This window comes from Cognatundibacterium luofuense, assembly GCF_018139685.1.
Classification (GTDB): domain Bacteria; phylum Pseudomonadota; class Gammaproteobacteria; order Burkholderiales; family Burkholderiaceae_D; genus Undibacterium; species Undibacterium luofuense.
In genome coordinates this window covers 189,740-210,670 of the sequence record NZ_JAGSPN010000002.1, presented here as the reverse complement: position 1 = coordinate 210,670, position 20,931 = coordinate 189,740, and the positions used below count along the sequence as shown (strand labels likewise).

Below are 20,931 nucleotides of genomic sequence, written 5' to 3'. Positions count from 1 at the left end.
GCCGGTCAGCAGACGGTGCTTTTGTCTTTTTGTTTTTTTGTTTTCAAAGCTGGCAAGGTGCACAGGTAACCGTGATTGTCAGTTTCAGGCAAAAAACGCCTCAAATGCGGTGTTCAGCATAGCGATCTGCCGGTCGTCGGCAGAAAGTCCGGTGTTTCCAAAATTGCAGATGACGATATCTGCATAGAGAAGCGGCGCAACTAACTATTGTGACGGCAATGTCGTGTAGTAAACCCGGGTCAGTTCCGATTCTCCGTCCAGAATTTTTTCTTCCTGCAACGTGAAACCAAGTTTTTGCAAAAGCTGATTAGAGGCAGTGTTCACTGGCGAAGTAATCGCCATCAGCTCCTGCATCTTCAATACTTCCTGTGCATACCGCATGACACCTGCAGCGGCTTCGCGTGCATAGCCTTTGCCCTGCGCACTGTCCAGAAAAGCGTATCCGATATCGGTCACCGGCAGTGAGTCGCGTTTGATCAGGCCGCAGATTCCCAGCGCAGTACCACTGGATTTTTCAGTGACCACGTAAAAACTGAATCCATCACGTTGCTGTGCGGCAAGCGGGCGTTCATGAATCCAGCGGATCGCATCATCCGTATTACGGATACCGCGATCCCCGATGTGTTGCAGCCAGCCGGGTGAATTGAGCAGGGTAACAACGAAATCGGCGTCTGTTGTGTTGAACAAACGCAACACCAGTCGCGCTGTTTCTAAAATGATCATAATCCTGCTCCGGTACGCTTACAAATCAGAGAGATAGCAAAAAGCATATTGAATAAAGGTTTTCTATTTGAGTAGCCAAAAATTCAATGTTGATTCAATTTAACAGTTTTTCATCAAGAAATCTTGGTTTTCCTGAATTGAACGACGTAATATGAAGACGTAACAAAAGCTTATTCGGTTCATTTTTTTACAGTTTTTTGTCGCACCCACGGAGAATTTCAATGAAATCACTGAAGGCCCGGCTGACTGTTGCAATTGCAGGCTTGGTTGCAGTTTGCGTCATCATCCTGACGCTCGGAAGCTATATCCGGCTTAAGACCCAGATCGAAGGCGATCTGAATAATGAAGTGCGCGGCGTGGCTGCTGGCTACAACGCGATTCTTTCCAACTGGATTCAGGTCAATACATCCATGGTGGAAAGTCTGTCGATCGCGCTGGGTAACGGTGCAGATCTGGAAACCAGTCTCAAAATGATCAGTAAAGGTGGCAATTTCCTCAGCGTGTATCTGGGGACGCCGGATAAGACCTTTACTAACTTCCCGGCGAATCCGCCGCCTGCAGGCTATGACCCGACGGTGCGTCCGTGGTACAAGGCCGCAATGGAAGCGAAAAAACCGATTGTGACTTCTGCCTACATGGGTGTGAATCCGCCGGGGCTGATGATTTCATTTGCTGCGCCGGTAAAAGGTGGCGAAAACGGCGTGGTTGCTGCGGACGTTTTCCTGACCAAAATCGTTGAGCAAATTCTCAACATGAAACTCAGTGGCGAAGGCTATGCATTCCTGCTCGATAAATCCGGTCAGGTGCTGGCGCATGCGGATCAGGCGAAAGTGCTGAAACCTGCGAAAGATCTCGCTCCGGAGCTGGCGTTGGATAACTTGCAGGCGCTGGCGAAAACAAATGCACTGACCGATACCACGGTTGATGGCAAAGCATCCCTGTTGTTTGTACAGGCGATCAGCGGCTCTGATATGTATCTGGCACTGGTGATTGATAAGAAAAAAGCCTTGTCTGCACTGGACCAGTTGCTGATGGTGTCTTTGGCGGTGCTGATTGTGTTGCTGGCGGTGATTCTGCCGGTATCGAATATTCTGGTGGGAACCATGTTGTCCGGTCTGCGTCGTGTGCGTGATGCGATGGCGGATATCGCGGCTGGTGGTGGAGATCTGACCCGCAAAATTGAAATCGACGGCGATGATGAAGTGGCACAAACCGCCAATGCGTTCAATCAGTTCCTCGATCAGTTGCGCGTCATGGTGTCAGATGTTCGTCGTGCCACGGATTCGATTACTGTCGGCGCAACTGAAATCGCTACAGGTAATATGGATTTGTCTGGCCGTACGGAACAGCAGGCTTCATCACTGGAAGAAACTGCTGCCAGCATGGAAGAACTGACCGAAGCGGTGCGCAATAACGCCGAAAATGCCCGTGAAGCTAACCGCATGGCGATGAATGCGTCGGAAGTGGCAACACAGGGCGGTGAGGTGGTAGGTAAAGTGGTTTCCACCATGCAGGGTATTTCCGACAGTTCCCGCAAAATCGTTGATATTATCGGCGTGATTGAGGGCATCGCGTTCCAGACCAATATTCTGGCACTGAATGCCGCAGTGGAAGCAGCGCGGGCAGGTGAGCAGGGACGTGGCTTTGCGGTGGTGGCGAGCGAAGTGCGTACGCTGGCGCAGCGTAGTGCTGCAGCGGCTCAGGAAATCAAAGGCCTGATTGATGACTCCGTCAACAAAGTCAATGAAGGCTCGGATCTGGTCGATAAGGCAGGTGCCTCGATGACTCGGATTGTGTCAGCGGTAGAGCAGGTCGCTTCCATTATCAGTGAAATCATGGCAGCGTCTGCTGAACAAAGTGACGGTATTCAGCAGGTAAATCAGGCGCTGTCACATATGGATGAAGCAACACAGCAAAATGCTGCGCTGGTGGAAGAAGCAGCAGCCGCAGCCGGTTCTCTCGAGGAGCAAGCCAATATCCTGAAGACAGCCATGTCGGCATTCCGTATGGAATCCAGTGCTGGACCGAGAATCGCCGCTGCGCCACAGGGTGGTGGTGGAAAACGCGGACCGAGTTCGCTGGCGATCGGCCGCTAAGATTTGTTCCGTTGGTAGATTGGGGGCGTCAGCCCCCTTTTTTATTTCTGATTTATTTCCTGTTTGCGTTTGATGATCGTTGACGCGAGATTGTCGTCACCAGCGAAAACAAAAAACAAAAGCAGAGGCAGACGCAGAAGTAGAAGCAGACGATGTATCTGGCAGGATTACTCTGCCGGTTTCAGCTCAGCGGTCACCGGTGCATGATCAGACGGTTGCTCCCATTTGCGCGGCACCCTGTCTACAGAACAACTGATGCAGCGTTGTGCCAGCGGCGCCGACAGCAGAACGTGGTCAATGCGCACACCTTTATTCAGACGGAAACCCAGCGCACGGTAATCCCACCAGCTGAAGGTTTTTTCAGCTTGCTCAAACTGACGGAAACTGTCGCTCAGACCCAGTGCGATCAGGCGCTGAAATGCTGTTCTTTCTTCCGGTGAAACCAGATTCATTCCTTCCCATGCAGCGGGATCATGCACGTCACGGTCATCCGGGGCAATGTTGTAATCCCCCAGTAATGCCAGATTCGGATGCTTCGCCATTTCTTGTTGCAGCCATGTTTCCAGCGATTCGAGCCAGCGCAGCTTGTAGCTGAATTTGTCGGTGCCCGGTGCTTGTCCGTTCGGAATATAGGCGCAGATAATCCGCATGCCGGCAATGGTGGCGGCAATGATGCGTTGCTGTTCATCTTCAAACAGCGGATTGTTTTTCTGGACATCTTCAATCGGATGACGCGACAGAATGGCGACGCCGTTATAGGTTTTTTGCCCGGTGTACACAACGTGATAGCCGGCAGCTTCGATTTCTGCCTGCGGAAATTTATCATCCGTCAGTTTGGTTTCCTGTATGCACAGGATATCAACCGGATTGGTTTGCAGCCATTGCAGTACTTGCGGCAGGCGGACTTTCAGCGAATTAACGTTCCAGGTTGTCAGTTTCATCTTGATCCGAAAAAGAAAAAACCGCACCCGGAAAGCGAGTGCGGTTAGCAGTTACACGTAACTGATCAGCCTGCGCGGTTGATCAGGAATGTAGTCAGCAGTGGTACCGGACGACCAGTAGAGCCTTTGGCTGCACCGGAACGGGAAGCTGTACCAGCGACGTCCAGATGGGCCCAGGTGTATTTCTTCGTGAAACGCTCCAGGAAGCAGGCTGCAGTGATACTGCCGCCGGCAGGACCGCCGATGTTTGCCATGTCAGCAAAATTGGATTTCAGCTGATCGTTGTACAGCTCGCCGATAGGCATACGCCATGCGGTGTCACCGGATTCTTTACCCGCTGCCAGCAACTCATCTGCCAGTGCATCATGCGCATCATCATGACGTGTGAACAGACCGGAATTGTGATAGCCCAGCGCAGTGACGCAGGCACCGGTCAGGGTTGCGATATCAATTACCGCTGCTGGTTTGAAGCGTTCAGTGTAAGTCAGTGCATCACACAGAATCAGACGGCCTTCAGCGTCTGTGTTCAGGATTTCGATGGTCTGGCCGGACATCGATGTCACGATGTCGCCTGGACGTGTGGCATTGCCTGCTGGCATGTTTTCACAGGCAGGGATTACACCGATGACGTTCAGTTTCAGCTTCATTTCGCCGATGGCGCGCATGGTGCCCAGAACGGAACCTGCACCGCTCATGTCGAATTTCATTTCGTCCATGTTCAGGCCAGGTTTCAGAGAGATACCACCGGTATCGAAAGTAATGCCTTTACCCACCAGAACAACTGGTGCGTCTTTGGCTTTGCCGCCGTTGTGTTTCAGAACGATGAATTTTGGTGGTTCAATCGCGCCGGCTGCTACGGACAGGAAACTGCCCATTTTCAGCGCCTGGATTTGTTTTTTGTCCAGTATTTCAGCGGTCATGCCGTAGTCTGCAGCGATTTGTTTAGCGGTATTCGCCAGATGGGTCGGTGTGCAGTAATTTGCAGGCAGGTTGCCCAGTTCTTTTGCCAGATCAACACCATTCGCCATGGCAACAGCCTGTGCCAGTGCATTACGGGCAGCAGTGGCGTCAGATTGGGCGACGGAGAAAGCGATTTTCTTCAGCGTTACCGGTGTTGTATCTTTTTTGCTCTTCAGGCCATCGGCGCGGAAGATGCTTTCGCGGAATGCCAGCACAGCAGTGCGGACAGACCATTGTACGGATTGTGCCTTGACTGCCGGCAGTGCGATGACTGTGTCAGCCGCACCCAGTGCGGACAGCGCACGAGCAGCTGCGCCGATTGCGCTGTTGTAGGCTTTTTCAGAGATTTCAGCGGCTTCTTCACCCAGACCAACCAGCAAGACGCGTTCTGCAGCAACACCTTCCGGTTTGCGCAGTAACAGAGTGGAGCCAGCTTTACCGGAAATATCGCCTGCTTTCAGTGCAGCAGCGATCAGACCTGCGCCATCCAGCGATGCAGCGGCGGCGGAGAGCTTTTTGTTTTCAAACACGCCAACGATCAGGCAAGCGGTTTTGGTTGCTTTGTGGCCAGTGGCGGCGCTTTTAGCGTCGATTGGTTTTATGCTAAAGTCCACGTATTACTCCTCTTGGTAAGTCTCGTAAAACGGACATTATAATCCTTCTCATGATTTTTCAACGCGCGCTTCGACGTGAATTATTAAACGCAGCCGGCGCGGTACTTGCCACCCTGTTTGTGATTACTGTTACCTGGATGCTGATCCGGGTGCTGGAGCAGGCTGCCAGCGGCAAGGTTGCGTCTTCTGATGTACTGGCCCTGATCGGCTTCACATCCTTAATGTATTTACCCATCCTGCTGATACTGACCGGCTTCATTGCGGTGTTGCTGGTGGTGACCCGCAGCTATCAGGATTCTGAAATGGTGGTCTGGTTTGCTTCCGGCCTTAGCCTGACCCGCTGGATCAGACCGGTGATGCAATTCGGTGCACCGCTGATTTTACTGACTGGCTTGCTCAGTTTCGTGGTCAGTCCGTGGGCTAATCAGCAAAGTGCCGAATTCCGTGAGCGATTTGAAAAACGCTCGGATATTGCCAAAGTATCGCCAGGGAAATTTCAGGAATCCGCTGGATCAGACCGAATCTTCTTTGTTGAGGAAGTGGCCGGAGATCTCAGTAAAGTTCAGAACGTTTTTATTAATACCGTTAAAGACGGTAAGTCCAGCGTTGTGGTCGCACGCGAAGGCACAATTTCAATCGATAAACACGGCGATAAATTTCTGATCATGGATCAGGGCCGTCGTTACGATGGTTTACCGACGGAACCTGATTTTCAGATGATGCAGTTTGAGCGTTACGGCGTACTGGTTTCATCGCAGGAAGGTGTGGTGAACGGTGACAATTCCGAGAAATCGATGCCGGTGGCACGATTGCTGGAAGATCCTGATCCGCGTAAATACGCAGAGCTGTTGTGGCGTATTTCATTACCGCTGATGGCAACTTTGCTGATGTTGCTGGCAATTCCGCTCGGTTTTGTGAATCCGCGTGTCGGACGTTCTGCCAATCTGATCGTGGCACTGTTGTGTACCGTCATGTATTTGTCAATGGTCAATGTGTCTCAGGCAATGGTGGCACAGGGACGCGCCGGTTTTGATCGCGCATGGTGGCCTGTGCATCTGGTGACCGGACTGGTGATTGTTCTGTTGTTTTTATGGCGTTTGAAAATTCATCACCGCTGGCACCCGCTGGTTGTGTGGTCACGTTGCAAAGCCGGTTTGCGCCGTAAGGAAGGATGCGCGGGATGAAAGTATTGCAACGTTATTTCGCGTCAGAAATTCTGCGCGCTGTTGGATTTGTCATGCTGGCATTGCTGGCACTGTTCACCTTTTTTGATCTGATGGGTGAGCTGCAGCATGCCAATCGCGGTGGCTATAAGCTGATGCATGCGGTGTTTTATGTTTTGCTGGGCTTGCCGGGCTATATGTATGAATTCATGCCGATTGCTGTGCTGATCGGTACGATTTATGTGCTGGCGCAGTTTGCATCGAATTCTGAATTCACAATTATGCGTTCAGCCGGTATGGCAACCGGTACGGCGCTGGCAATGCTGCTGAAGATTGGTATGGTGTTTGTGGTCATGACTTTTCTGTTCGGTGAATTCGTTGCGCCAGCCAGCAGCCGTTACGCCGAAAGTATGAAGTTATCGGCGATCGGTGCGAATCAGAAAAAAGAATTCCGCACTGGCTTATGGACCAAAGATCTGGTGCGTGAAAATGGGTTGAGCGGCGAAGTCACCGGCTCCCGTTTTCTGAATGTGAAAGAAATCACACCCGACCGTAAGCTGAAAGGTGTCCGCGTGTATGAATTTGATAAACGCTTTCAGTTGTCGCGTGAAGTAACAGCAGCCCGCGCCGAATACGCTGGCAATAATGTCTGGCGCTTATCTGAGGTCACAGAAACAACATTCCCGAAAACGCTGTCAGCAGAAGATATTGCACAGGTACGCAGTCAGTATTATCCAAGCCGGGAAGTGGTGTCCGAAGTCACGCCGGATATTCTGGCAGTGTTGTTTGCCGACCCTGACAGGATGTCTGCCTATGATCTGGCAGCCTTTACCCGCCATCTGGCAGAGAATAAACAGGACAGTGAACGTTACGAAATCGCTTTCTGGAAGAAAATGATTTATCCGTTTGCAACGCTGGTGATGATGATGCTGGCGCTGCCGTTCGCTTATCTGCATGTGCGCAGCGGTGGTGTCAGTCTGAAAATTTTCAGCGGCATTATGATCGGCATGGTGTTCTACCTGATTAACAGCCTGTTCTCACATCTGGGCTTGCTGAATACCTGGCCGCCTGTGATGACAGCGATGGTGCCGAGTATTTTATTTATGAGTCTGGCGCTGGCCGGATTACGTTATGTGGAGCGTCATTAATGAAAGCCCTGATTCTGTTTGCCCATGGCGCACGTGATCCGCGCTGGGCGGCCCCGTTTGAACGTCTGCGCGATACCATACGCGCCCGTCAGTCTGATCTGCGTGTCGAGCTGGCATTTCTGGAATTTATGACACCGGCGCTGCCGGAAATTGCGGTGGCAATGGCGACTGACGGTGTCACAGAGATTACGCTGGTGCCTGTGTTTCTGGGGCAGGGCGGCCATGTGCTGCGTGATTTACCTTTGTTGCTGGAAGAAATTCATCAGCAAGCACCGCAGCTGAAAATCAGTTTGCAACCAGCGGTCGGCGAGAGTGAGTCCGTGGTTGCTGCAATGGCGGATTACTGTCTTGCAAAGACAGAAAATGCTTAGATGGCCTAACAAGGTTTGATGATAAAAAGCCCGCGGTTTTGCGGGCTTTTTTTATTTCAGAGTACGCCGCAAGCCATGCGTGCGCCACCACCACCCAGCGGGGCAGGGTGATCGGCATGGTTGTCAGCACCGGCATGCACCATGAGTGATAAGCCCTTCAGGTCACTCATTTTCAAACGCGGTGCCAGTACCGGTTGCGTCGCATTGCCAGCCATATCGGCAAACAGTGGTGGTAAATCGCCAAGATGGCCATCGCCCCATGGTGTGCCATGCTTGTTGCTGGCTGCAGGATCAAAATGTCCACCGGCACCGCCCGCCGGAATGATTTTGCCGTCTTTTTCTATCGGTGCGCAGCTCGCGTTCTGATGTAAGTGAAAGCCATGTAACCCCGGTGTTAAGCCTTTCAGGTTGGGTGTGAAGACCAGACCGAAGCGCGATTCCGAAATCATCACGCTGCCTGCTTCGCCCAACGCACCTTTTTCACCCGCAATCTGCAGATTAACCGTCAGATCGGCTGCCATGACAGAGCAAGTGCTGATCATCAGCAGTGCACACAATATTGTCTTTTTCATGTTGTCTCCTTGAGAAATTATTTACCCATTGTATTCCTGTGCAGATTTTTTTTCGCTGACTTTGCATTGACGCCTGCCAGATGCGCGGAACAACTGCACTTCATGCACTCCGTACCGCAATTCGTGTCATTTCGAGTGCAGTGTAAGCCGCTGCTGCGTATCATTCCCTCAGTCATGATTTTTCAGGATAAAGAATGCGAAAAATGTGGATTGCCTATGCGCTGATCTGGTTGTTGTATGCGCTGACAGTCAGCGTAGCGCTGGTCACGGAAGAGCAGGTGTCGATTGCCTCGTTTCAGTTTGTCAGAAATATGCTGCTGATGCTGCCGGCGCCTTTTCTGTTGGCGCTGGTCTGGCCACTGACAGGTGTTCTGCAACGTAAAACCTTGCCGCTGATGGCGATTCTGGCGGTGCATGTCAGCGGCGCACTGACGTATGCCTTCGTACCCGGACTGGTTTATCTGGCACTGGCCTGGGTTGGTGTCGTGCAGCTGGATTTATCTAACCGCATGTTTTCTTTCTGGCCGACGCTGTACAACGGCATGATGTATCTGACCCACGCGCTGGTGTTTCATGGCATTCGTATTCACCGTCAGCGGGTACAGCAGGATCTCACGCTGGAACAAACCCGCAGGCTACTGGTCAGTACCGAGCTGAATGCCTTACGCAATAAGCTGAATCCGCATTTTTTGTTTAATACCCTGCATTCGATTATCGCTCTGGTGCGTAAGGACCAGCAGGCAGCGGAGTCTGCGTTATTCCGCTTTTCAGACATGCTGCGCTACATACTGGATACCGAAAAAAGCGGTCACGACCGGGTGACGCTGGAAGAAGAATTGCAGTTTGTGCGCGATTATCTGGCGCTGGAAAGTTTGCGCCTCGGTTCGCGCCTGCAAGTCGAATGGGATGTGGATGACAGCTGTGCCGGTGTCAGTTTGCCGGCGCTGATCATCCAGCCGCTGGTGGAAAACAGTATTCGCCACGCATTCAACCCGCGCAGCCAGCCTGGTTTGCTGACGATACGCTGCCATGCTGACGCGCAGGAGCAGTTTTTACGGGTAGAAGTGCAGGACAATGGCCCCGGCTGTTATCCTCAGCAGATTGAGCAGGCCGCCGGCATGGGCATGCGCACCATACAGCGTCGCCTTGCGCTGGAATACGGGGATGCGGCGGCATGGACCGTCAGCACCGCACCCGGTGCGGGCATGAGTGTCGCTTTTTCTGTACCGCTGGAAACGGCATCTGCATAAAAGCAGCAGTCTGATCTGATTTGTGGAGCAATGATGGAAAAATCCCTGAGTGTGCTGATTGCCGAAGATGAACCGCTGGCGCGCGAAACCTTGCGCGATGCGGTCATGGCGCGGCCGGAATTGCAATTGTGTGGCGAGGCAGAAAATGGTTTGCAGGCGAAGCAAATGATCGATGCGCTGAAACCGGATCTGGTGTTGCTGGATATACAGATGCCGGAACTGACCGGACTGGATGTGTTACGCCAGATTCAGCATCGTCCTGTGGTGGTGCTGACGACTGCTTACGATCAGTACGCGCTGACCGCGTATGAGCTGAATGCGATGGATTACCTGCTGAAACCCTTCACCCGCGAACGCTTCGACGCGGCAATACAGCGTGTGTTGGAAGCGCCGCGCAGGCTGACGAATGACTTCACCGAGGCAGCGGTACAAGCCAGTCAGGCGCCGCAAGCACCGCTGGAACGCATACTGGTGCGTGAACGCGGCCAGATTATTCCGGTGCAGACCAGACAGATCAGTTATCTGAAAGCAGATGCCAAATACACGGCGCTGGTGACCGGCGGCAAAACTTATCTGATACGCCTTGGTATCAGTGAGCTGGAGCAAAGGCTGGACCCTTCGCGCTTTATCCGCATTCACCGCTCAGTCATGGTGAATCTGGATTTTGTCCGAGCCATGAAAACCGATGAGCAATCGCAGTTGCAAATGCACATGGATGACGGCGCGGTGCTGACGGCGAACCGCGAAGTGTCGCGCCAGTTGCGGGATCAGGTGATGTAGCCTCAGCTGGCAGGGGGCTGCTGGCAGCGGAAAAGCCGTTTTTTGTGCCAAATGCGGTGTTCAGCACAGAAAAAACAGCTGTTTTTGCGGACGTCGGCAGAAACGCTGGCTGAGCGGGCAGGTGGTTTTTGGCCCGAATGCGGAGTTCTGCACAATGCCGAACAAAATTTGCTGTGATTTTTCCGTTCAGACCGGGCTGGTCTGAAGCTCCCGGAAAGCAAAATGCCCCGGCGCACGGGGCATTTACGTTGGTGTCGCGGGGAACTCAGCGAGCGGCGTTGATTCGCTGGCGCATCGCTTCACCCATCATCACCAGTACCGGGCCGGTGGCCGAAACCGGTTCCTGAGCAAGTTGCTGCAAAGTCACGCGTCGGATGACTTCATCGCTGCGGCTGCAGTTTTCCACCAGCATCACCGGTAAATCCGGCGACCAGCCACGGCTCAGCATACGCTCAGCCGTCAGCATCGCTTCACGGCCACCCATGTACTGGACCAGCGTGTCGCAATCGGGAATGCGGGTTTCCTCTGCTTCATCCGGCGCGGTGCTGGAGGTGAACAGCGCAACACTGCGCGCAATACCGCGTTTGGTCAGCGGCTGGCGGGTGCTGGCTGCAGCAGCCAGTGCGGTAGTGATGCCGGGCACGATCTCATAATCGATACCAGCGGCTTCCAGCGCATTCAGTTCTTCATCGGCACGTCCAAACAACATGGGATCGCCGCCTTTCAGACGCACGACAATCGCCGCGCGCTGCGCTGATTCGACCAGCAGGGTATTGATATGACTTTGTGCCGCCGAACGCTGACCACTGCGTTTGCCGACGGAAATCTGTTCCGCCTGCGCACATAAAGCCAGCATGTCCGGGGTGACCAGCGCATCGTATAACACGATGTCGGCCTGTTGCAGTAGTCTGGCGCCGCGTACCGTAATCAGGTCAGCCGCGCCGGGACCTGCACCGACGAGATAAACTTTGCCGGTGCTGTGGGGTTGATTCAATCTGAGTCTCCGGGACGTATCATGCCCGCAGCTACGGTCTGATTTGTCACCTCATCGATCAGGATAAAGGCGCCGGTCGAGCGCAGATCTGCGTAGGCATCGGTTGCAATTGCCTGCTGCACTGTGACGCTGACCGTCGCTATATCGTTGAGGCGCAGCGTGTCGGCATCGCGGCGTTGCTGGGTGTTGATATCCAGCAGCGACTCGATACCGGTTACGCGGGCGGCAACCTGGCGTGTTGTGTGTTTCAGCCAGTATTTGCGGCGTACATCCAGTGCATCTTCTGATAACCAGCACAAATCAGCTTTCAGCGTTTTGCTCAGCGTGGCAGGACGTTCTGCCTCGGTCAGCATATCGCCGCGCGAAATGTCGAGGTATTCATTGAGCAGAATGGTAACAGACTGACCAACGCTTGCCGATTCTAAAGAGCCGTCAAACGTCAGAATATCTTTGACAGTCGCTTCCTGACCACCCGGTTGCAACACGATTTTCTGACCACGGCGCACGCTGCCGGCTTCGATACGACCCATGTAACCACGGAAATCATTCGCTTCATGACCGTTATGGCGGGCAACCAGCTGCACAGGGAAACGGAATGGCTCGTCGTGGCAGGCGTCATATACAGCCAGCGATTCCAGCAGATCAATCAGAGTTGGTCCCTGATACCACGGCATGTTGTCGCCGGCGGTCACCACATTGTCACCTGCCAGCGCTGACATCGGTACAGCATGGATGTCTTGCAGACCAAGCTGTTCTGCAAAGGCGCGGTAGGCATCAACGATACGCTGATACACGGTCTGGTCGTAATTCACCAGATCCATTTTATTGACGGCCACCACCACGTGTTCGATTTTCAGCAAGTGTGCAATCGTGGAGTGACGTTTAGTCTGGGTCAGCAAATCCACGCTGCCATCGTCATTCAGTTTTACTTTGGAGACGTCGATCAGGATGATGACGGCATCGGCAGTCGATGCACCGGTGACCATGTTGCGGGTGTACTGCTCGTGGCCCGGCGTGTCCGCGATGATGAACTTGCGTTTCGGTGTGGCGAAATAGCGATAAGCCACGTCGATGGTGATGCCTTGCTCACGTTCGGCTTCCAGACCGTCGGTCAGCAAAGACAAATCGATGGTATCGCCAACGGTACGTTTGTTCTTGGCGCGTGAAATTGCATCCAGCTGATCCGCAAAAATGCCTTTGCTATCGAACAGCAGACGACCGATCAGCGTGCTTTTGCCATCATCGACGGAACCCGCAGTGATAAAACGCAGCAAACCACGTTCGGAAATGGCTGGAGTGTTGGTGCTGGTCATCAGAAATATCCTTCTTTCTTACGTTTTTCCATGGATGCTTCGGAAGTCTGATCATCCATACGGGTTGCGCCGCGTTCTGTAATCTGTGTGATGGCGGTTTCGCGGATAATCGCGTCCACTGTTGCTGCATCAGAAGATACCGGGCAGGTGCAGGAAATATCGCCGACAGTACGGAAACGCACGACTTGTTTCTGCACAGTTTCACCTTCGCGTGGCGGTGTCAGATCCGTCAGCGGAACCAGTAAGCCATTGCGCGGAATCACTTCGCGTTCGTGGGCAAAATAAATCGACGGCAACTCGAGTTTTTCACGGGCGATGTATTGCCAGACGTCGAGCTCTGTCCAGTTTGAAATCGGGAACACACGCATGTTTTCACCCGGATGAACGCGGGTGTTATACAGCGACCATAATTCAGGACGTTGTGCTTTCGGATTCCACTGACCGAAGTCATCACGGAATGAAAAAATACGTTCTTTGGCACGGGCTTTTTCTTCATCACGACGCGCACCGCCGATACAGGCATCAAACTGATGTTCTGCAATGGTTTCCAGCAGGGTCACGGCTTGCGCTGCATTGCGTGAATCAGTGGCCGGATTACGCAGACGTACGGTGCCGCGTTTGATCGAATCTTCGACCGAACCGATGATCAGTTGCTCGCCCAGTTCCGCAACACGTTTGTCGCGGAAAGCGATGACTTCCTGAAAATTATGGCCGGTATCAATATGCACCAGCGGGAACGGGAATTTGCCGGGACGGAATGCTTTTTCAGCGAGGCGCAGCAATACGATGGAATCTTTACCACCCGAAAACAGCAGTGCAGGGCGAGTGCATTCCGCAGCCACTTCACGCATGATGTGGATCGCTTCAGATTCCAGCCAGTCAAGGTGACGGTTGCTGGCGGCGTCAAGTACGGATTGATCAGCGACAGTATTCATAATTCAGTATGTGTTCACTTATTGTGAAAAGGGTGTTAACCCGCTTGTTTGATACGGACCAGTTTGCCATCTACCAGATGGAGACCGCATTCTTTCGATTCCGGATTTTCCCACCACCAGCGTCCGGCGCGCACATCTTCGCCCGGCTGTATCGCACGGGTGCAAGGCTCGCAGCCAATTGACGGATAGCCACGGTCATGCAAAGCATTGTAAGGGACTTCATGCTGGCGCAGATAGTCCCAGACATCCTGCTCAGTCCAGTCCGCCAGCGGATTGAACTTTTGCATGCCACGCGCTGTATCGTCTTCCTGCTCCGCCAGTTCAGTACGGGTGGCAGCCTGAGTGCGGCGCTGTCCGGTAATCCACGCTTGTTTGCCTTCCAGTGCGCGGTTCAGCGGTTCCACTTTACGGATATGGCAGCAGGACTTACGCAGTTCCACGCTGTCATAAAACGCATTTAAACCATGATTGTTAACGTACTGCTCAACGGCTGCCGGATCCGGGTGCATCATGGTGATTTCGTAGCCGTAGTGCTCGCGGATACGGTCGGCAACCGCCAGTGTTTCCGCATGCAGGCGACCGGTCTGCAAGGTAAAAATACTGATATTCAGCTTGTTACGCAAAATCAGATCGGTTAGCACCATATCTTCAGCTGCCAGACTGGAAGCCAGTGCAGCGGGTTGATAGCTGTCTGCAATTTTCTGCAGCAAGGCGCTGGTATGCGCCACTTTTTCGTTCAGCGTGCTCATGCGCTCTCCGCCTGACGTTCCGTGCGGCGGAACAATGGCAGTGGCTGATCTACTGATGCCTGATAGACTTCAGAAAAGTCTGTCAGACCTTTCAGTGCATCCTGAATGTTGCGGTCAGCGCGGGTCGCAAATGCATTGAAACCTACGCGCTGCATGTAGAACAACTGATCGCGCAACACATCGCCAATTGCACGCAGTTCACCGCTGTAACGGTAACGGCTGCGCAGTAAATATGCAGCCGAGTAACCGCGACCATCATTGAACTTCGGAAAATCAATCGCAATCAGCGGGAACAGTGCTGCGTCGTCCGCAATCAGTTCCGCTGGCTGATCCGGTGCCAGCCAGACAGCGATTTCCTGCTGTGCCTGCAAACGTTGCAGCAGGGCAGGGCGCTGTACCTGCCAGACGGCCAGCGGCACAATCACTTTGCCTGCCGGTACGCTGACTGCTTCCGGTGTTTCTCCTTCATTCAGACGCAGTACGCTCCAGTCATCCTGAACAATGGCACGGTCTTTAATTATTTCACGCATCATCATTCCTTTCAGTAGCTGACTGCAGTACCCGCGTCTTCGCCGGTGTGCAGGCCGGTCTGAATCGGGGTGGCATAAACAAAATCTTTAAACGGGGTAACACCGATGCGCAACGCAGTATCAATAAAACGTTCTGCATCAACACGGTTTTTCAGATACACCTGAACAATACGTTCAATCACTTCCGGCATCTGACCGGCAGAGAATGAAGGTCCGATGATTTTGCCGATCGATGCATTGTTACCCTGCGCACCGCCGATGGAAACCTGATAAAACTCGCTGCCGTCTTTGTCCACGCCCAGAATACCGATGTGACCGATATGATGATGACCACAGGCATTAATACAGCCGGACATATTCAGTTCCAGATCGCCGATGTCGTACAGATAATCGAGATCCTGGAAACGTTCCGTGATATCCAGTGCAATCGGAATCGATTTCGCATTCGCGAGCGAACAAAAATCACCGCCCGGGCAGCAAATCATGTCGGTCAGCAAACCGATATTCGGTGTTGCCAGTCCGTGTGATTTGGCTTCCTGCCAGACTTGCAGTAAATCACTGATACGTACGTCGGCCAGTACCAGATTCTGCTCATGCGTTACGCGCAGTTCCGAGAAACTGAAACGGTCTGACAGATCCGCCACAAAATCCATCTGATCCGCTGTCGCATCGCCCGGCGGTACGCCTGCTTTTTTCAGCGATAACACCACGCTGGCATAGCCGCTGACTTTATGCGGTTTCACATTGCGGCGTACCCAGTTCGCAAAGGCTTTATTGGATTGCAGTGCTTCTTCATAAGCTGCGTCGCTGGCAGGCAGAGTTGCATAAGCCGGTGCAGTAAAGTAAGCAGCAACGCGTTTCAGTTCTGCTTCAGTCAGCGTACCCGGACCACCTTTATTATTCAGCCATTCTGCCTCAATCTGACGTGCGAATTCTTCGATGCCGATGGCTTTGACTAAAATCTTAATACGCGCTTTGTATTTGTTATCACGACGACCATGCAGGTTGTACACACGCAGAATCGATTCCAGATAGGTCATCACGTGCTGCCATGGCAGGAAATCACGAATGATGCTGCCCAGGATCGGTGTGCGGCCGAGACCACCGCCAACCATCACGCGGAAGCCGACTTCACCTGCATCGTTGTGCACAACGGTCAGACCGATATCGTGCATCGCAATCGCTGCGCGGTCTTGTTCAGCACCATTGATTGCGATTTTGAATTTACGTGGCAAATAAGCGAATTCCGGATGGAATGTTGTCCACTGACGCAGAATTTCCGCATACGGACGCGGATCGATAATTTCATCAGCAGCGACGCCGGCGAATTCGTCCGACGTGATGTTACGCATACAGTTACCGGAAGTCTGAACCGCATGCATTTCGACTTTGGCTAATTCTTCCAGAATTTCCGGCGTATCTTCGAGATTGATCCAGTTGAACTGAATATTCTGACGGGTGGTGAAGTGACCAAAACCACGATCAAAACGACGTGCAATAAACGCGAATTTACGAAGCTGGGTGCTTGACAGCATGCCGTAAGGAACAGCGATACGCAACATGTAGGCGTGACGCTGATGGTACAAACCATTCTGCAAACGCAGTGGCAAAAATTCTTCTTCGGTCAGTTCATTGGCAAGACGGCGTCTGACCTGATCGCGGTATTGCGCGATACGCTGTTGAATGATCAGATGATCGTGCTGGTCATATCGGTACATCGTTATCCCTTCTGGGTAAGCCGGTGTGGCAGAAAATCAAGGTTAATTCAGAGCATAAGTTTGGCGGCAACTGCTGTCAGTGTGACAGCCAGTAAACCACGCAGTAATTTTTCGGGTACGGCTTTCGCAGCCAGTGAACCGATGGTGATGCCCGGCAAGGAGCCAACCAGCAATGTGCCGAGCAATTCCCAGTTAATGGAACCGAGCCACCAGTGGCCGATAGCGGCAATTGCGGTCAGCGGTACGGCATAGGCAATGTCGGTACCTGCAATATGTGCCGGTGACATACGCGGATACAGCATTACGAGGATCGTTGCGCCGATTGCACCGGCACCAATCGAAGAAATCGTGACCAGTACGCCCAGTACTGCGCCGGTAATAATGGTGGCGGCATCCAGTGCACGCCCTTGCAACTGTTTTTCCGGATGCGCATTCAGCCATGCCAGCATTCTGGCGCGGAACAGAATGGCAACTACGGTCAGCAACACGGAAATAGCGATGCAGTAGCGGATAATTTGTCCGATTTCTTTGCTGATTGCACCCAGTTCTTTCAGTGCCAAAGTCGCCAGCAACGCTGCGGGTAAGGCACCTGCACACAGCAGACGGACAACGCGCCATTCCACGGTATTGCGTAACCGGTGGGTCAGTGTGCCCGCAGATTTGGTAATCGATGCAAAAGCGAGGTCGGTACCCACGGCAACGCTGGGCGATACGCCAAACAGCAATGTCAGCAACGGTGTCATCAGCGACCCGCCACCTACACCTGTCAGGCCAACCAGCAAGCCCACGGCAAAACCGGAAATCACATAAGTAACTGTCATAGTCCCTCACTATTTACTAGCCTGAATCGTAAACAAGTGACTCTTTATTCCCAACTACAGAGAATTTATTTGCTTATATGTGCTTTTCTTATATAGATTCTCGTTGCCCGCAGGTCAATGTTGCATTGAGTATATAAAAAAACGGCGCACTGCCAAGTGCGCCGTTTAAAGGATCAGTAATCCTGAAGATTGCGATTAGTTGAAGCGATAGCTGACCGAACCGTAAATGTAGCGGCCGCGCGGATCGCCAAGTGCCGAATCGTAGCCAATTGCGCTGCCAGGATTGAAGGACGGGTCACGGTTGAACAGGTTGTTAATGCCAAAGCGCAAAGTCGTATTTTTGAAGCCCTTATAGGTTAAAGATGCATCAAAAATATAGGCCGCCGGAACCATCACACCTTTCTTGTACATATCGTAGCCATAGCTGTTGATAGTAGCAGTCGGATTGCGCGAAACATGGTAATGATGTGTGTAGTGCATCACTGTATTCGCTGCCCAGGCATCTTTTTCCCAGCCAAGGCCAACGTTTGCCATCAATGTTGGAGATGACATTTCACCCGAGTCGCAAGCCATATTGCCATGGCAATTCACATATGGATCATCCGGGGACAGCGTTGAGTCATATTTGATTGTGTATGTTGCATCTGCATATGGACGGAATTTACCTAAACCAGTTTTCATGGTGTAAGCAATATCAGCGTCTATGCCGGTTGTGCTTACCTTGCTGCGGTTTACATAGCCGAGTCGAACTGACTTAATTCGACCAACAAGCGGACCCATCGCTGCGCGTTCTTGCGGAGTCAGTGCATTGTATGCATCAATATCATCTTGTGTTACCGGCAAACGTGTTACGAAGCCTTTATACGTCGAATCTTCGCCAGTGATTACCGTAGCCATGTCGGTCATCTCGATCCGGTCAGTCCAGCGTATGCCCCAGTAAGTCATACCCAAACTCAGATTTTGTGTTGGCTCAAAGACGAAGCCGAAATTGTATTGTTCTGATTTTTCCGGTTTGATACTTTGTGTTCCGCTTGCCAGGCCCAATACAGAGCGGGAGCAGTCGAGATAGAAAATATCAGAGTCTTCGTTGCAGCGTTTGAAATCTTTCGTACGGTAATATGCGCCGCGACCCGAATTAAATTGCTGGCTGAGGGTTGGAGCACGGAAACCCGTGCTGTAGTTAGCGCGCAGCATCAGTGTTTCCGCCGGGGACCAGCGAATGCCGATTTTTGGATTTAGTGTGTTCCCAGCATATTGATACTGATCATATCGGGCAGCAGCCTGAATTTCGAGTGACTTCAATACTGGTAAATTCAATTCAGAATATACTGCCTTCAGATTTTCAGAGCCATCAATGCTACCGTTGTAAGTGTAGCCACCGATCGCACCATCGCGCCACTGTTGTGTCGGATCATATTTTAAGGATTCGCGTTTGAATTCTGTTCCGGCGGCAAATCCTATTGCACCACCCGGCAGTTTTCCAAATTCGGTTGTTGCGGATAATTTGACAAAATCGGTAGTGGTTTTAGTCTTTACGCCCATATCAGCGGTCAGCTGATTAATGACGTCTTGTGAATTTGTTCTTTGACCAAATGGATTGAATTTCCCATTTGCAATATAGTCCGCCATTTTGTCGCGCAGGAAGGCACCTTTTGTTTTCACGTTGCCACGCTCTTCACCGTGTCCCGCAGATGCGCTGAATTCCCAGTTGGCAAGCTGAGCCTTGATCCCTCCAACCAGCCAGAATGTGTTGACACTCACATCGTTACCTCCCTCTTGTGCAGGGAAAAGGCGACGAACCCGGACAAACTTTCCGTAAGGATTGAAAGGATTGCTGGCTTCGATACCGAATGGGTTACCATCAGCATCCAGCAAGGCGTTTGGCGGGGCAATTTGTTTTAATTCCAGTCTGTTTGCGAACGCTTGTACAAATACAGACGTTTGGTCATTGATGTCGTAATTGAAAACTGACGCAAGGCTGTAGCGATGAATTTCAGGGCGGAATTGATTTCCTTCGGCCGGTGTGTAGAAGCAACCGGTTTTTTTGGAGGAAGCAAACCATTCAGGTGCATTGAAATACGCTAACTGACGTTCTTTGGCACAAGCAGGATCCGGGAATCTGTCGGCGCTTGTGAATGACAAAGTACCCGGGTCATCACCATTTGCACCGTAAACATTTCCTTGAAATAAACCACCATCTTTGCGGAAATCGTAACGATTTGCCCAAGGACGATCAGCCATGTTAATCGCTTTAGAGTTTTCTGCAGAGAACGCGAATGTCAGGTTGTACTTGTCTTCGGCACGGTTGCCGATACCACCACCGATAGAAGCCTTTGCAACGCCACCATCGTTATAACCCGTGCGGCCGTAGCTGGCATCTACAGTAATGCCGGAATTTTCTTGTTTGGTAATAAAGTTAACTACGCCACCAACTGCGTCGGTGCCGTAAATAGCAGAAGCACCATCTTTCAGGATTTCAACCCGTTCAATCGCCGCCAGCGGAATCATGTTTAAGTCAACTGCAGTATAACCCTCGCCGCTGTCCGATCCGGAAGTCGGCAGGCGATAGCCATTCAGTAATACCAGTGTTGGTAAGCCACGCAGGTTAATCGAGGTAGCACCATTGCGGAAGCTATTTGTCCCGTTAAACTCCCCCATATTCCCACCAGCGCTGGACACATTGCGAAGCAGATCTACAACGCTGGTAACACCGGAACGTGCGATTTGTTCCTTAGTAATTGTTGTAACAGGGGATACGGTTTCGGTATCAATACGTTTGATATTCGAGCCCGTAATAACAACACGCTGTGGTGCATCCTTTTTTGCGTCCTGATCAGTTTTATCAGTGGTTTGAGCAAAAGCAACTGGTGCTGTACCGATGCACAATGCAATTGCCAGACTCATTTTTTTAAGTTGTGGAAGTTTTTTCACGATTTCTCCAAAAGAATTGCGCCCTGAATATGCGGGTTTCGACGGCGCTAAAAGTACAGGCTGTCTGCGGGGGATGCGTCCCTAAGCAGTAAATTCCTGTAAATATTATTACAATATATTTTTGGAATATTTGCGATTAAGGTGATGCAGGAAATGCTGCATTGAAACAACGAATCTGGTTCGTTGTGCGTATTTATATTTTTCGTAATATTTTGCACGCACAGCTGAATGATGCTGATGCTGAATGTGAGTGCCGCTTAAAATGCGCAGCTAAGGCGGAAGATTGTTTGAGACTGTGCTCAATTCGTCTGCGCGAAAATCA

General features: G+C 51.9%; 18 protein-coding genes. 6 read left to right on the top strand and 12 right to left on the bottom strand.

The genetic code is table 11. From position 1 onward, the window contains the following. Positions 1-204: 204 nt before the first annotated feature. Positions 205-723: a GNAT family N-acetyltransferase gene (locus KDM89_RS04360; RefSeq protein ID WP_212686731.1), complete on the bottom strand. Its 519-nt coding sequence runs from the start codon at positions 721-723 to the stop codon at positions 205-207. Between the two features lie 221 nt (positions 724-944). Between KDM89_RS04360 and KDM89_RS22820 the strand changes: the two genes are divergently transcribed. Next, the gene (locus KDM89_RS22820) at positions 945-2,819 is read left to right on the top strand and encodes a methyl-accepting chemotaxis protein (protein WP_212686730.1); all 1,875 of its coding nucleotides are present in this window, start codon (positions 945-947) and stop codon (positions 2,817-2,819) included. Positions 2,820-2,986: 167 nt separating this feature from the next. Here the strand turns inward: KDM89_RS22820 and xth are convergent, their stop codons facing one another. After that, complete coding sequence (gene xth, locus KDM89_RS04350; RefSeq protein ID WP_212686729.1) at positions 2,987-3,760, bottom strand: exodeoxyribonuclease III; 774 nt, start codon at positions 3,758-3,760, stop codon at positions 2,987-2,989. A gap of 65 nt (positions 3,761-3,825) precedes the next feature. Next, positions 3,826-5,334: a leucyl aminopeptidase gene (locus KDM89_RS04345; RefSeq protein WP_212686728.1), complete on the bottom strand. Its 1,509-nt coding sequence runs from the start codon at positions 5,332-5,334 to the stop codon at positions 3,826-3,828. Between the two features lie 50 nt (positions 5,335-5,384). Here KDM89_RS04345 and lptF point away from each other — a divergent pair, with 50 nt between their 5' ends. The 3 genes from lptF to KDM89_RS04330 are packed head-to-tail and all read left to right on the top strand — an operon-like array spanning position 5,385 to position 8,016. Then, complete coding sequence (gene lptF, locus KDM89_RS04340) at positions 5,385-6,518, top strand: LPS export ABC transporter permease LptF (protein ID WP_212686727.1); 1,134 nt, start codon at positions 5,385-5,387, stop codon at positions 6,516-6,518. Continuing rightward, positions 6,515-7,645, top strand: a complete 1,131-nt coding sequence (gene lptG, locus KDM89_RS04335) for an LPS export ABC transporter permease LptG (RefSeq protein WP_212686726.1) — start codon at positions 6,515-6,517, stop codon at positions 7,643-7,645. Before lptF ends, lptG begins: the two co-directional genes overlap by 4 nt. Next, positions 7,645-8,016: a sirohydrochlorin chelatase gene (locus KDM89_RS04330; RefSeq protein ID WP_212686725.1), complete on the top strand. Its 372-nt coding sequence runs from the start codon at positions 7,645-7,647 to the stop codon at positions 8,014-8,016. Before lptG ends, KDM89_RS04330 begins: the two co-directional genes overlap by 1 nt. A 56-nt stretch (positions 8,017-8,072) precedes the next feature. Here KDM89_RS04330 and sodC read toward each other — a convergent pair whose 3' ends face one another. Next, on the bottom strand, positions 8,073-8,588 hold the full coding sequence (gene sodC / locus KDM89_RS04325; protein ID WP_212686724.1) for a superoxide dismutase family protein: 516 nt from the start codon (positions 8,586-8,588) through the stop codon (positions 8,073-8,075). A 194-nt stretch (positions 8,589-8,782) separates the two neighbouring features. Here sodC and KDM89_RS04320 point away from each other — a divergent pair, with 194 nt between their 5' ends. After that, positions 8,783-9,838, top strand: a complete 1,056-nt coding sequence (locus tag KDM89_RS04320) for a sensor histidine kinase (RefSeq protein ID WP_212686723.1) — start codon at positions 8,783-8,785, stop codon at positions 9,836-9,838. A 30-nt stretch (positions 9,839-9,868) separates the two neighbouring features. Further along, a complete protein-coding gene (locus tag KDM89_RS04315; protein ID WP_212686722.1) occupies positions 9,869-10,618 on the top strand; it encodes a LytR/AlgR family response regulator transcription factor in 750 nt (249 codons plus the stop codon). Positions 10,619-10,883: 265 nt separating this feature from the next. Here KDM89_RS04315 and cobA read toward each other — a convergent pair whose 3' ends face one another. From cobA to KDM89_RS04275, 8 genes are all read right to left on the bottom strand, one after another. Beyond that, positions 10,884-11,612: a uroporphyrinogen-III C-methyltransferase gene (gene cobA, locus KDM89_RS04310; RefSeq protein ID WP_212686721.1), complete on the bottom strand. Its 729-nt coding sequence runs from the start codon at positions 11,610-11,612 to the stop codon at positions 10,884-10,886. Then, on the bottom strand, positions 11,609-12,925 hold the full coding sequence (locus tag KDM89_RS04305; protein ID WP_212686720.1) for a sulfate adenylyltransferase subunit 1: 1,317 nt from the start codon (positions 12,923-12,925) through the stop codon (positions 11,609-11,611). Before KDM89_RS04305 ends, cobA begins: the two co-directional genes overlap by 4 nt. Then, positions 12,925-13,860: a sulfate adenylyltransferase subunit CysD gene (gene cysD / locus KDM89_RS04300; RefSeq protein ID WP_212686719.1), complete on the bottom strand. Its 936-nt coding sequence runs from the start codon at positions 13,858-13,860 to the stop codon at positions 12,925-12,927. The genes KDM89_RS04305 and cysD overlap by 1 nt, the downstream gene beginning before the upstream one ends. A gap of 35 nt (positions 13,861-13,895) precedes the next feature. Next, complete coding sequence (locus KDM89_RS04295; protein WP_212686718.1) at positions 13,896-14,609, bottom strand: phosphoadenylyl-sulfate reductase; 714 nt, start codon at positions 14,607-14,609, stop codon at positions 13,896-13,898. After that, positions 14,606-15,139 carry a DUF934 domain-containing protein gene (locus KDM89_RS04290; RefSeq protein WP_212686717.1) on the bottom strand — a complete coding sequence of 178 codons (534 nt, stop codon included), beginning with the start codon at positions 15,137-15,139 and terminating at the stop codon, positions 14,606-14,608. The genes KDM89_RS04295 and KDM89_RS04290 overlap by 4 nt, the downstream gene beginning before the upstream one ends. 11 nt (positions 15,140-15,150) lie before the next feature. After that, positions 15,151-16,857 (bottom strand): nitrite/sulfite reductase, encoded by a 1,707-nt coding sequence (locus KDM89_RS04285; RefSeq protein WP_212686716.1) that lies wholly within the window; start codon positions 16,855-16,857, stop codon positions 15,151-15,153. A 47-nt stretch (positions 16,858-16,904) separates the two neighbouring features. Then, positions 16,905-17,678 carry a sulfite exporter TauE/SafE family protein gene (locus KDM89_RS04280; RefSeq protein ID WP_212686715.1) on the bottom strand — a complete coding sequence of 258 codons (774 nt, stop codon included), beginning with the start codon at positions 17,676-17,678 and terminating at the stop codon, positions 16,905-16,907. A gap of 195 nt (positions 17,679-17,873) precedes the next feature. Next, positions 17,874-20,609 (bottom strand): TonB-dependent receptor, encoded by a 2,736-nt coding sequence (locus KDM89_RS04275; protein WP_212686714.1) that lies wholly within the window; start codon positions 20,607-20,609, stop codon positions 17,874-17,876. Positions 20,610-20,931 lie beyond the last annotated feature (322 nt).

Bases quoted from the DNA above. Each gene is read 5' to 3' on its own strand.
- KDM89_RS04360 (WP_212686731.1), bottom strand. From the start codon at position 723: ATGATCATTTTAGAAACAGCGCGACTGGTGTTGCGTTTGTTCAACACA.
- KDM89_RS22820 (WP_212686730.1), top strand. From the start codon at position 945: ATGAAATCACTGAAGGCCCGGCTGACTGTTGCAATTGCAGGCTTGGTT.
- xth (WP_212686729.1), bottom strand. From the start codon at position 3,760: ATGAAACTGACAACCTGGAACGTTAATTCGCTGAAAGTCCGCCTGCCG.
- lptF (WP_212686727.1), top strand. From the start codon at position 5,385: ATGATTTTTCAACGCGCGCTTCGACGTGAATTATTAAACGCAGCCGGC.
- lptG (WP_212686726.1), top strand. From the start codon at position 6,515: ATGAAAGTATTGCAACGTTATTTCGCGTCAGAAATTCTGCGCGCTGTT.
- KDM89_RS04330 (WP_212686725.1), top strand. From the start codon at position 7,645: ATGAAAGCCCTGATTCTGTTTGCCCATGGCGCACGTGATCCGCGCTGG.
- sodC (WP_212686724.1), bottom strand. From the start codon at position 8,588: ATGAAAAAGACAATATTGTGTGCACTGCTGATGATCAGCACTTGCTCT.
- KDM89_RS04320 (WP_212686723.1), top strand. From the start codon at position 8,783: ATGCGAAAAATGTGGATTGCCTATGCGCTGATCTGGTTGTTGTATGCG.
- KDM89_RS04315 (WP_212686722.1), top strand. From the start codon at position 9,869: ATGATGGAAAAATCCCTGAGTGTGCTGATTGCCGAAGATGAACCGCTG.
- KDM89_RS04305 (WP_212686720.1), bottom strand. From the start codon at position 12,925: ATGACCAGCACCAACACTCCAGCCATTTCCGAACGTGGTTTGCTGCGT.
- cysD (WP_212686719.1), bottom strand. From the start codon at position 13,860: ATGAATACTGTCGCTGATCAATCCGTACTTGACGCCGCCAGCAACCGT.
- KDM89_RS04295 (WP_212686718.1), bottom strand. From the start codon at position 14,609: ATGAGCACGCTGAACGAAAAAGTGGCGCATACCAGCGCCTTGCTGCAG.
- KDM89_RS04290 (WP_212686717.1), bottom strand. From the start codon at position 15,139: ATGCGTGAAATAATTAAAGACCGTGCCATTGTTCAGGATGACTGGAGC.
- KDM89_RS04285 (WP_212686716.1), bottom strand. From the start codon at position 16,857: ATGTACCGATATGACCAGCACGATCATCTGATCATTCAACAGCGTATC.
- KDM89_RS04280 (WP_212686715.1), bottom strand. From the start codon at position 17,678: ATGACAGTTACTTATGTGATTTCCGGTTTTGCCGTGGGCTTGCTGGTT.